Annotated in this window: 11 protein-coding genes; 4 read left to right on the top strand and 7 right to left on the bottom strand. The window is 38.4% G+C overall.

Annotated features, from left to right (window positions below; genetic code table 11):
* Window positions 1–73 precede the first annotated feature (73 nt).
* From MTQ00_RS09455 to MTQ00_RS09435, 5 genes are all read right to left on the bottom strand, one after another.
* Window positions 74–1,294 carry an epoxide hydrolase family protein gene (locus tag MTQ00_RS09455; protein WP_273648600.1) on the bottom strand — a complete coding sequence of 407 codons (1,221 nt, stop codon included), beginning with the start codon at window positions 1,292–1,294 and terminating at the stop codon, window positions 74–76.
* A 10-nt stretch (window positions 1,295–1,304) separates the two neighbouring features.
* Window positions 1,305–1,781, bottom strand: a complete 477-nt coding sequence (locus MTQ00_RS09450) for a nuclear transport factor 2 family protein (RefSeq protein ID WP_172279450.1) — start codon at window positions 1,779–1,781, stop codon at window positions 1,305–1,307.
* A gap of 547 nt (window positions 1,782–2,328) precedes the next feature.
* Complete coding sequence (locus MTQ00_RS09445) at window positions 2,329–2,796, bottom strand: cupin domain-containing protein (protein ID WP_172279448.1); 468 nt, start codon at window positions 2,794–2,796, stop codon at window positions 2,329–2,331.
* Window positions 2,797–2,927: 131 nt separating this feature from the next.
* Complete coding sequence (locus MTQ00_RS09440) at window positions 2,928–3,626, bottom strand: DUF1826 domain-containing protein (RefSeq protein WP_273648599.1); 699 nt, start codon at window positions 3,624–3,626, stop codon at window positions 2,928–2,930.
* A 149-nt stretch (window positions 3,627–3,775) separates the two neighbouring features.
* The gene (locus MTQ00_RS09435; protein WP_273648598.1) at window positions 3,776–4,192 is read right to left on the bottom strand and encodes an acyl-CoA thioesterase; all 417 of its coding nucleotides are present in this window, start codon (window positions 4,190–4,192) and stop codon (window positions 3,776–3,778) included.
* Between the two features lie 296 nt (window positions 4,193–4,488).
* Here MTQ00_RS09435 and MTQ00_RS09430 point away from each other — a divergent pair, with 296 nt between their 5' ends.
* From MTQ00_RS09430 to MTQ00_RS09415, 4 genes are all read left to right on the top strand, one after another.
* Complete coding sequence (locus MTQ00_RS09430; RefSeq protein ID WP_273648597.1) at window positions 4,489–5,106, top strand: phosphatase domain-containing putative toxin; 618 nt, start codon at window positions 4,489–4,491, stop codon at window positions 5,104–5,106.
* 243 nt (window positions 5,107–5,349) lie between these two features.
* A complete protein-coding gene (locus MTQ00_RS09425; RefSeq protein WP_172279440.1) occupies window positions 5,350–5,604 on the top strand; it encodes a hypothetical protein in 255 nt (84 codons plus the stop codon).
* 227 nt (window positions 5,605–5,831) lie between these two features.
* The gene (locus tag MTQ00_RS09420) at window positions 5,832–8,705 is read left to right on the top strand and encodes a glycosyl hydrolase (protein WP_273648596.1); all 2,874 of its coding nucleotides are present in this window, start codon (window positions 5,832–5,834) and stop codon (window positions 8,703–8,705) included.
* 139 nt (window positions 8,706–8,844) lie between these two features.
* Window positions 8,845–9,297, top strand: a complete 453-nt coding sequence (locus MTQ00_RS09415; RefSeq protein ID WP_273648595.1) for a nuclear transport factor 2 family protein — start codon at window positions 8,845–8,847, stop codon at window positions 9,295–9,297.
* 71 nt (window positions 9,298–9,368) lie between these two features.
* On the opposite strand, the gene MTQ00_RS09410 is transcribed toward MTQ00_RS09415, so the two are convergent.
* Window positions 9,369–10,823: a sigma 54-interacting transcriptional regulator gene (locus MTQ00_RS09410; RefSeq protein WP_273648594.1), complete on the bottom strand. Its 1,455-nt coding sequence runs from the start codon at window positions 10,821–10,823 to the stop codon at window positions 9,369–9,371.
* Window positions 10,824–10,925: 102 nt separating this feature from the next.
* The gene (locus MTQ00_RS09405) at window positions 10,926–12,068 is read right to left on the bottom strand and encodes a vWA domain-containing protein (RefSeq protein WP_273648593.1); all 1,143 of its coding nucleotides are present in this window, start codon (window positions 12,066–12,068) and stop codon (window positions 10,926–10,928) included.
* Between the last annotated feature and the right edge of the window lie 208 nt (window positions 12,069–12,276).

Here is a 12,276-nt window from a genome sequence, read left to right as displayed (position 1 = left end):
TTCCAACACATATTGGGGTTAAGAATTTTGGGTATTTACAAGGATTTGGAATAAGTAGGCCTTGCGTGTACGTTTAATTTTTAAGTAATCTAAAAGTATCTGTTATACCTTCAATAAAGGCCTCTGGATTTTCCCATGGACCAAAGTGTCCACCCTTTTTAAATGCTTTAGCATAGATTGTGTTAAATTGTGATGCCATAGGACCGTTTTCGAAAATACCAACACGGTTTTCCTCAGTACCCAGAGGCGGGTAAGCGTCTCCTGTAAGGAAAGTAAATCCCGCTGGAGCTTCTACTATTGGAGTTCTATTATGTGATGGCTTCCAGGGATATCTGTTAGCATTCGAATAAACACGTATAGAAGAACCAATAGCCTGATTTACCCAGTAGATCATGGCAAATGTAATGATATCATCTTTCGAAAAAACATCTTCAAAATTTCCATGGATGTCGCTCCATCTTTTCCAACGTTGTAGAATCCATGCCAACATTCCAACAGGAGAGTCATTTAATCCATGTGTGATGGTCTGAGCATCAAGCATATGGACTGCAACATGGGAAGCATAGGTACGCTGGAACTTGATGATGCCTTCACGTAGCTCGGGAGAGGCTTCCTTAGGTATCATCTGTCCTTCTGTTAAGTCCCATGGTCTTTCGCTTTGGAAAATTGTTAATGGCATTTCCTGTCCCAAATGGATACCGATAAGCTCTTCTGCATATTTATGTCCCAATTGAGCGGTTACCAGCATTCCATAATCACTTCCTGAAGCAGCATATTTTTTATAACCCAAAGTTTCTGTCATCAGTTTATGCCAAAGTTCTGCCATCTTCGAAAAATTCATTTCTCCATCTTTTACAGGCGTAGAAAAACCAAACCCAGGAAGCGATGGGACAATCACATCAAATGACTGTTCAGGATCTCTACCGTAGGAAGCCGGATCGGTAAGCTGGCGAATGACTTTACTCCAATGCCAATAAGTCCAAGGCCAGCCATGAGATAGGATAATCGGTGTAGGATTTGGTCCTTTACCTTTTTCGTAAATAAAATGGATAGCCTGGCCATCAATTTCTATTTTATGCTGGTTAAAAGAATTTAGTTCCTTTTGTGCTGCTTCCCAGTCATAACTATTAATCCAATGATGAACAATATCTTTGAGGTATGCAGTACTGATGCCATAATAAGAATCTTCATTATTTAAATCCTCTGACCAACGTGTTGTTTTTAATCTGGTTTCCAGGTCGTTAAGGATTTCCCCGGATACATTAATTTCGAAAGGTTTTAAGTCTGTATTCATTTTTCTTTTTTTAATATGTGAAATCTAATTTTAATCTGGTTTGTATGAGTTTTTTTATAAACCATGTGTCTTTGATTTTAACAAAATCACCATGATAATGTCCAAAACCATGTAATGTTCTAAATACTGGTACATTGCTGTCTTTCAATAATATATTTTCTTCATTTTCCGGTCTTATGAGATGATCTTCCATAGAAAATACTGCATGGACCATTTCTTTAGATTCGATGTCTATTTCAAAAGAAAATAAATGATGAATTGCTGTCGCATTTCCCACACTTTCCGAAATCTTATTTTCTATTTCTCTTCTCCCTGCCATTTGGACGAGTGTTTCACCGTTAACATCTAATGGAGTAAATATTCCATTCTCCGTAAATAAATTTGCAAGTTCAGTGAAGTTTTTGCTGTCGGCATGACGGACATATTTTGCCATGACTGTTCTTATATCGTCTGTGATTGTTAATTTTTCTAAATGTGTTATATTCATTGTTTATATTTTATAATTCTCAGACAAATTTATAGTAAAAATGATATACTTTTGTTACCAGTATAATAAAGTATACCAGTTACATTGATTATATCACTGAACCTTTTGTTTAGAGAAAGAGATAAAAACAATTGATAATAGTATTATAAATCTCCAATTTTGTGTCAGAAGTAATTTCTTTTACCAATTTCATCTGTAATGTAAGTAAGTAATTCTACGAAATAGAATAAGGTATTGATAGCATAATGACAGGCATATACCAAAAATATAGGAAATAAATTGGTGAACAAAACCGTTTGTACTGTATTAGTTGTGCTGGTGTAATATGATCCCAAATCATGGTAGATCATTTGGAAAATAATTCGAGAAAATGATTATGCAAAAGGAAATAGATGGTATTTTAAATATAGCCAAGGGAATACTGAGTCCGATATTATAAAAATATTGGCAAGTTTTTCTGCTTTCTGGAGTTTGTATTTGTAAAGAAGAAAAGAGTATAGTTCCTATTACTGATCATAGGAGGAATTTCCGGCTTTAGCACATTGATCTAGGGATTGTTAGTCGTAATAACAAACATGATCAAAGGTTCATCGCCTGTGTTTTCGATGGAATGATAACCTATTGAACTGATGGCTGTAATATCACCTTTCTGAAGTGTTTTTTTACGCTCGGGTCCGTGAGTTCCTGTTCTTTCCCGGTATTCTCCTGTTCCATGAACAACGACATAAAGTTCTTCTTCATTTCTTGCATGGTGGCTATGATATCCGGATTCGTCTCCTTTGTTCAGCAAGACCATATAAGCAGCCAGGCGATTATTGGCTAGCTCTTTATCGCCGAACATTTGTAACATATAAACGGTTCCTTTTCCGCCATACATACCTTCACGTTTATCAACGCGGGTAATGGTTCTTTCATCTTTTTGGAATGCCATTACATACAGGTGGATATACTTTGAAACTTCTTGTATAACGTGGTCAAATTCTGCTCCTTCAGATAGTATTACGGTATCGGCCATTGTGAGGTCATGATTAATGGATAAAATAGGATTTCAAGGTACCAAAAATTAAGCAGCATTGCAAGCAATTCAGTATGTATCATTATATGTTCCGGATCATAAAAAGAGATTCGTCAATATCAATAACGTTTTCAGCAAATAAGAAGTAAGCGGTATTCGCCATCTTTTTCAATGGGGGCCCTGTGAACACAAGGAAGAACTTTTTGTTCCGGATGATCTACTGCCAGTCGCCAAAGATGCCCTGATCCGAGACTGACCGGTTCAGCATTAATCTTTGGCTGATAGTGCAGGTCGAAGAAGTATTCTTTCAGGAAATCTTCAAATTCTGCTTCCGGACCGTTATGTAATTTTCTAAGCTTTTCCCTGATCTCGGGGATCAGAATCTTTTGCTCCACCTGGTCATTGGGTATAATTTCACTGGGAGCCCCGTGATAAGTACACAAAAAAGTATCGGTGCCGATGGGGGAGCGGTCTACATGATATGAATATACATCGGTTGAGATGAAATCCAGTTCTTCGTCCCGGTCATAATTTTTAAGCAGGTTGAGGGAAGGCAATGCTCCGAAGTCTTCCAATAAACGTAAATCATTGAGAATCGTTTCCCTCGCAGTAATTCCTTTTTCTGAAAGTGGTAATGCCAAAAGATCGTCAGTGGAAACTTCCGTAATATGATCTTTTAAATGAAGCTTAGAGACAATTTCTTTAAAGTCTCCGGTTAAATTCCTGTGCCAGCAGATTGCATTCATAGTTCCGTAAAAATCGGTATCGATGAGTTCTGAAAAGGAAGATACCACTTCAATTTGTTTGCTGCTGGAAAATATAGGATTCATATGATGGAATAAACTGTTAAGCCGTTTAATACTTTACAAAAGTAAGGAATTGGAGATAACTTTAAATTGACTTGTCTTCAACAGGACTGGATATGAAAATTGAAAAGCAGGTTTTTATACCTGCTTTTTATAATGTGATGGAAAAGACACTAGTCTTCCAAAACAGGTGCCTCTTCAATAAGTGCTTTTAAAGATTCAGGAAGAAAAGGCCTGCCACCGGTTGAAGGCACACAAGTTCCGGTAAAAGTTGCTTTTGTCGTCACCTTACCATTCAGGATAATGGATTGCTTAAAATGAATCTTAGGAGCGTCACCTTTATCCCTGAACAGTTCACAGGTTACCGTAAAGGTATCTCCTTTTTTCAGAGACCTGAGAAAACTGATCGTGTATCCTGATAATACCATATTAACCCCATTTTTTGCTTCATTTTCAAGGTTAAACCCCAAAACCTCATCAATATACTGGTGTCTGCAATATTCCATATAAAACGGATAATATAAACCGTCCATAATTCCCTGTACATCAATGTGCTCTTCTTTAGTCACATATTCTTTTGAATATTTCATAATGATAATTCTATATTTAATACATAAAGCTAATTATAATTGGCGCCAAATCAAAATTGAACGAAGAGATCTTAACCTACACAAAGAAAATTTAATAATATTTTAATGTATTATATTTCTCTATGTGTTGATATATTGTGATTTATTTATACTTTTGTTTCCATTATTTCATCCCGATTGTACCCGCTTATTTCCTATAATATATGACAGATCGTTGAAGATTCCTTACCATTGGAATTCCGGTCACGTCATGATGGTAGCCAATAAACAGATCATTTTAATAATAAAAATAAAACATGAAAAAAGCAATTTTTATCCTGCTAGCATTAAGTACACTGGCTTGTGCTCCTGAAAATTCTGATGATGCACTGGTAAAATCGGGCAATGTTTTCCAAAGTTCCAACTTGTCCGTCACATCCAAAACCTCAAGGCCCCAGACCTGGGCTCAAAAAGTTTCAGGTTCTCCTTTTGATAATCTGTATAAAGTAAATAATGATGTGTATAGAAGTGAGCAGCCTGACAATGCGGGCTTTAATTTTCTTGAGCAAAAACATATTGCTTCGATACTTAACCTGAGGGAAGGTCATACAGATCATGTGGGAGGAACTAACTATGCAGGTAACCTGTATAATGTTCCCATGAATGCTTCATCCGTATCAGATGTTGAGATCATTAAAGCTTTGCGCATAATAAGAACCGCCCCGAAACCTATTGATGTGCATTGTGCTCATGGTAGTGACAGAACCGGTGTTACGATGGCGATGTACCGTATTATTTTCCAGAACTGGAGTAAAGAGGATGCCACTGAAGAAATGACAGAAGGAGGCTACCATTTCCATTCCCAATATACCAATCTTATCGATTATATCAGGGATGTGGATGTTGATTACATCAAAGGACAGGTATTTAACTAATTAGTTTCTGATTTAAAACATAAAAAGTCAGTATTTCATTATACTGTAATCCTAACCTATAAATTAATCCAGGGAATCACTTTCCTGGATTTTTTATTTGTAAGTTACATTTTTACAATTTTAAGAAGTATTTTATAAATACATTCGTTGAAAGAGTTATTAAAACCCTACCAAAGGGCTAAATAGGAAGGATGATATTTAAAAAATATAGATATAATCACTGATTGCAAAAGCCGTTCTTGCATGATTGAATGGCATAACACTAAATCTTTTAATATGAAAAATGCAAAATTACTTAGCAGAACTAAATTGAAAAATGTAACAGGCGCAAAAAAAGCCGTTGGTGGTGGGATTTGTGATGACTGGTCCAATGATAGTTATGATGTTTGTTTTAATTGCTGTGTAGCTTGGGCCTCAAATCAACCCAGCTCACCATCTGATCCGGGAGGACTTGAAGAGTGCTCTACTTTATGTGCCCGAAATGGTGCCCCGTGGTAATTAAACAGAATCTAGATCAGCTTGATTAAAATTAGTATTTATCGGATGTTACACCGGAAAGGTGAAGTATAAAAGAGGATATCTCCAGAGATATCCTCTTTTATTATTTTTTACAAAACTGTTATATTATAGGCAAATCTTTTAAATTTGATAATCCTGCTCTCTCATAAACAGGACATAGCCTATGTAGTCATTACACCGGTGTAATTTTAATATAAAACCGCTCCATGGAAAGAAGAGAATTTTTGAAACAGTGTTCAGTTGCTGCATCCGGCTTGGTTCTTGCGAATATACTACCATCCTACGCCAGTGCCATGTTGCGGGAAGAACATTTACGGTCAGGTAAATCACTGTTTGAAGTTTTCAGTAATCCGGAAAATCGGTACCGCCCATTTGTACGTTGGTGGTGGAATGGCAATAAGATTGAAAGATCAGAACTTGCCAGGGAGCTCAGGATTTTAAAGGATGCGGGAATAGGAGGGGTTGAGATCAATCCGATATCATTTCCTTCGCGTACGGATGACATGGGGAAGCAAAGTATTGATTGGCTAAGTGACGAATGGATAGACTTATTGAAATTTACGCTGGAAGAAGCTAAATCTCTGGAGATGACCTGTGATATATTGGTGGGTACGGGTTTTCCCATGGGTGGCGATTTTTTAGAAAAAGAAGAATGCTCACAAATAGTGGTGATCGCCGTAAAAAAATTAAAGGGTCCTCTTACCACGGAATTTTCTCTTTTTGATCTTTATAAAGAAGCCGATCCGGCGATTACCAGCCCATACAGCGGAAGGACGATGGAAATGCTGGACGTAAAACTTGTGCCGGATCCGCTCAATAGGATAGACGAAATGATGGATCTTTCGGATCAGATTAAAAGCGGAATGATAAAAGTTTCTATACCCAAAGGTAATTATGCGGTTTATGGATTGGTGAAAATAGAACGCTTTATGCGGGTGATCCAGGGGGCGCCGGGTGGGATGGGACCCGTTCTGAATCATTATAATTCTGCTGCCGTGAAAAAATACCTCAACAGGATGAGTGATAGCATTCAGCGAAAAACAGGACCTCTTGCAGGCTATGTCCGCTCTTTCTTTGTGGATAGTCTGGAAATAGAGGGGGCCAACTGGAGTGAGGATATGATCACAGAGTTTAAAAGAAGGAGAGGATATGATATTTATCCTTATTTGCCCTTTGTATTATTTAAAATTGGAGCAATGGGAAATACCACGGGGCAGAATATCCAATATCCCGTAAAGACGGGCGAAGTGTTCAAAAAAATGACAGACCGTATGCGGTATGATTTTGAGCTTACCAAAGCAGAGCTTTTTGAAGAAAGGTTTGTTACTCCCTATGTAGACTGGTGCAAAGAGAATAAAATACAATCGAGAGCGCAGGCCTATGGAAGAGGCTATTTTCCATTGGAAGGAAGTTTTGAAATTGATATTCCAGAATGTGAAACCTGGCTGAAATACGGTATCGGAGAAGATATCAGTGAAGAGAAATTCACACAATATCCCTGGCATCTTGGCAGGGGAAACACGATGATCAATAAGTTGGTTTCTTCTGCAGCCCATCTGAAGAATAAAAAACTGATCAGTTCCGAAGAGCTTACCAATACTGACATGGTGTTCAATGAGTCTCTGGAAATTTTCAAAATAGCGGGGGATCAGAGCACGATATCGGGAGTTACACATCCCGTTTTTCATGGATTTAACTATTCTCCGCCGGAAGCAGCTTTTCCAGGCTGGATTACCTATGGTGGATATTTTAATGAAAAGAACACGATGTGGCCTTATTTTAAACATTACACAGATTATCGTGCCCGGTTATCGGCGGTATTGCAGCAGGCTACCATGTTTGCCGACATTGGGCTGTTAGCTCCCTTTGCTGATCAGTGGTCGGAATACGGTGCCCAGATGGAACCTTTTCCGGTTATCGTATCGCCGGCATATCAGGCTTTGATCTGGGAATCCATTCATCAGAATGGTAACGCTTGTGATTATGTTTCCGAACGTGTGATCCAAGACTCGGAAGTAAAAAAAGGATTCCTTACGTATGGAAGCAGAAAATACCATACTCTTTTTTTAATTGAAGTGCATAGTTTGGATACAGCCACAGCAAGCAAACTGTATGATTTTATAAGGGAGGGTGGAAGAGTCTTTTGCATTGAAACGGTTCCCGAAAGATCAACGGGTTGGAATAATTATGAAAAAAGAGATCAGGAAGTGAAGGAATGGGTGAGAAAGATGGAGGCTTATCCTGACCGTTTCATTGTATTGCATAAACCTACGGCTGACTTTTCAGGGTGGTATAAAACCGTACAGGAGAAATACAGCCTAAAGCCCTATATGAAAATCCGGAAACCTGAGTCCTTTATAACTCAAGTGCGTTATCAGACAACAGATGCAGAGCTATTCTTACTGACCAATTCGAGCAGCAGGCATAGTGCTTCACTGGATATTCAATTTGATCAGGAGATCATTAAGCGTAAACAGGCGTGGTTGTGGGATGCGACAACAGGCAGGAGAAATAAGCTGGCAGTAGAAGAGGGGCTTTTTCATATAAATTTAGGTCCTGCAGACTCAAAACTGATTGTTTTTGATCATCATAGAAAAGGAACCATGTGGAAAGCTCATCCGTTAACAGGAACTCAAGTAAAAGAACTGAGCACTGGATGGGATGTGGAGTTCAGGCATTATGACGGGACCGTCAACAAAGAAAAGCTGGATCGTCTTACTGATCTTAAGGAGCTGTCTTCTTACAGTCATTTTGCCGGAACTGTAGTTTACCGTACTACATTTCAACTTGGAGATCATGATACCAAGGATTTCCTGAATCTTGGAAGTGTATATGGAATCTGTGAAGTAAAGGTGAATGGAACAGAAGCCGGAACCCAATGGTTCGGCCGAAGGGTGTATGCTCTCGATGGCTTGCTCCATATCGGTGAAAATGAAATCGAAATTAAGGTCATTACCGTTATGGTAAACTATATGAAAACGCTTAAAGATAATGAAGTGGCTCAGTACTGGACCAACCAGAAAAAGAAAGACCAGCCCCTGCAATCTTTGGGGCTGGCAGGACCTGTAACGATTTACTGAGACCTACGGGAGCATAAGTCTGTTCCTTACATTATTGTTAGTATCTTACATTTAGCCTTTCTTATTCATGATCCCGAATCTCTGTTTTACCTTTGTCTGTGATGAGTTCAGGAATATCCTGATCTAAAGCAATATAGGCATGAAAATAGTATTTATAACATTATTGATGATGGGATCAACTGATTTTTTATCTGCTGTCCGGTCACCTTATTATTTATCAGAGCATCGTTTTAAAAGTAATTTGAATATGGACAATAAAACAGTACTTGAAAAAGCAAATCTAGCTATCGCTAAAGGAGATTATGAAGGTTTTCTTTCCTACTGTACCGATGATACACAGTGGACATTTGTAGGTGAACAGGTTTTGAAAGGAAAGGAAGAAGTGCGAAAATATATGGCAGTTGCTTATACAGAACCACCTGAATTTAAAGTAGAAAAATTAGTAGCCGAAAATGATTATGTGGTGGCTATAGGAAGAATAAGCATGAAGAATAAAGAAGGGAAAATTGTTGACTATTCTTATTGTGATGTTTGGCGATTCCGTGATGGAAAGATGGCAGAATTGAAAGCATTTGTCATCGAAAAGAACTGATCATAAAAAAATCCTCCGAAACGGAGGATTTATTATTGATACGCTTATCTTAAGATGAATAAGCGAAAGCTTTAGTTACGGAAAAAAGGGCTTACCCCTGAAGAATCAAAAGTAAAGGCAGTCTGATTTTCAGATTTGTCCAGTTTTTTGTTAATGGTAAGCGCCCATAAAACAAGCTCCTTACAGAAGTTCTGATCTTCTTCACTTAATTCGGAGGCGTTTTCCTCAACCACCTGCACCAGAGGAGCAATACTGTTAAGCTTGGAATAGAACTCTTCATCCGTATCCGTGTAGTTCAGTTCCAGCTGATTTTTGTTGAACCATTTGATCAGGTCAGTATAAGGAGTTTTGATGCCCTCTTTCTCCAGCTTGGAAATGCGTGGGAAAATCGTTTCAAACTGTACCATCACGGCTCTGTCGATTAATATTTTCGCTACATAATCTGCTCCTTCCTGCTCCCCTTCATAGACAAGTTCGATTTTCCCTGTGATCGATGGAATGATGGACATAAAATCAAGCAGGCGAACCGTTGTTTTTTCTGCATCGGTTTCTATTAAGCGCAGTTTTGCGGCAGCCACAAGGTTTTCCATTGCACTGATGGTCAATCGGGCACTTACCCCGCTTTTTTCATCCACATATTCACTGTCACGTGCTGCAAAGGCAACACCTTCCAACAGATCTTTTGCAAGACCCGGAACCTGTATCCTTGATTTGTCTTCAGGTGATATAAGAGCTTCCTGCTCCGTAATTTGACGGGCAAGATCAATGGTTCGGGGATAATGGGTGAAGATCTGCGAACCGATCCTGTCTTTAAGAGGAGTTACAATGCTTCCCCTGTTAGTATAGTCTTCAGGGTTTGCAGTAAATACAAACTGAATATCAAGAGGCATTCTCAACTGAAAACCTCTGATCTGAATATCTCCTTCCTGTAAGATATTAAATAACGAAACCTGGATGCGGGCCTGTAAATCAGGAAGTTCATTGAGAACAAATATCGAACGGTTGGCACGCGGAATCATTCCGTAATGCAGCACGCGTTCGTCAGAATATGGAAGCTTCAGAGTGGCAGCTTTAATCGGATCGATGTCTCCGATTAAGTCGGCAACATTTACATCTGGTGTGGCCAGTTTTTCAAAAAAACGGTCTGATCGGTGTACCCATGAAATAGGGGTCTTGTCTCCCAATTCATCAATAAGGTCTCTGGCAAATTTTGAGATCGGATGAAATGGACTGTCATTAATTTCAGATCCTTTTACAACAGGCATGTATTCATCCAGAAGGTCTACCATGCTTCTCGCAATTCTTGTTTTTGCCTGTCCGCGTAAGCCCAGTAAGTTAATATGGTGTCCTGCTAGAATGGCTTTCTTCAATTGAGGGATTACGGTGTCTTCGTAACCCAGTAACCCTTTAAATACGGGTTCTTTAGCTTTAATCCTGGCAATAAGGTTCGCCTGAATCTCCTGACTAATCGTTTTATGGGTATATCCGGAATCTTTTAACTCTTTGAATGTAATATCGTTTTTCATTGTTTCTTTTAAATAAATAATCTATATACTGTATAAAAGGATGAGAATCTATATATCTAACCTCTAACCTCTAAATTCTAAGATCTAAAATCTAGCATCAAACTATATTCTCCTTATCCTGTTTTTTTCATAATCTTCAAAAATCATCTGCCCCAAACCAGACAAGCCTGTAAGAAACGCCTTCCCTTTATTCTGTGCTGTAAATACTTCCACAAATTTACGGAGATAGGGATCCTGGGCAATCATAAAGGTTGTAATGGGAATTTTCAGCTTTCGGGCCTGGGCCGCTTTATGCAGGCATTGTGTAACTATTTTTTCGTCAAGACCAACACTATTCATATAGAACTCACCGCTAGGCAGCTGCATGCAGCTCGGTTTTCCGTCGGTGATCATGAAAATCTGTTTATTGGTATTTCTTTTTCTGCGGAGAATATCCATCGCAAGCTCCAGACCTGCCACCGTATTGGTATGATACGGTCCCACTTTTAAATAAGGAAGATCTTTGATCTTAATAGGCCATGCTTCATTACCAAACACGATAATGTCAATAGAATCCTTAGGATATTTTCTATTGATCAGCTCAACTAATGCCATGGCTACTTTTTTGGCAGGAGTGATGCGGTCTTCACCGTATAAAACCATGGAATGGCTGATGTCAATCATCAATACGGTGCTCATTTGAGCTTTATGTTTTGTTTCCTCTACGATGAGGTCATCTTCCGTCATGCGTAAATCAGAAATGCCATTATTGATCTGTGCATTTTTTAAGCTTTCCGTCATATTAACCAAAGATAGTTCGTCTCCATATTGGTAAGATCGGTTCTCACCATCTTTTTCATCACCGATTCCCGTTTTTGAAGTGCGGTGATTTCCGATTCCCGTTTTCTTCAGTTTACCGAAAATCTGGTCCAGTGCATATTCTCTTAATGCAGACTCTAATTTGGCGGTTAATATATTTTTCCCTTTACCGGATCCTGTATTGCCGTCTTTCGGATCATCTTCCTCTTTGATGTACCCACGCTTTTTCAGATCTTCCTCAAAGTCCTGAAGCGTATATTCATCATTGAAAATGTCATACTCCTTATCGAGAAGATCAAGCCAGTGAAAGGCTTCCTCGATATCTCCGGAAGTGTGGGTGAGCAGATCCTTAAAAACATCAAAGACCCGGTCAAAATCTGATGTTTCTTCCGGAATATGTTTACTGAAAGTAAAACCTTTTTGAAAATTTAAATATTTGTTTGTCATAAGACATTGCGGTTTTTCGGTTAACTGCTTTTTTTTGTTTAGTAAAATTGTAATGTAATAAATGAACCAAGTAATTGTTTCAGTCCTGAATCAAAGCGAAATGTATTTGCAATATTCCTTAATTTTTTATTGAATTTAAAAAACTACAAGTTATGAAAATATCATTTCAACATACCTGTTGGAAAATAGAAAATACTAATGGCTTTGA

It is taken from the genome of Chryseobacterium sp. B21-037 (assembly GCF_028570785.1).
Lineage (GTDB): Bacteria > Bacteroidota > Bacteroidia > Flavobacteriales > Weeksellaceae > Chryseobacterium > Chryseobacterium proteolyticum.
This window is presented reverse-complemented; position numbering and strand designations above follow the sequence as displayed.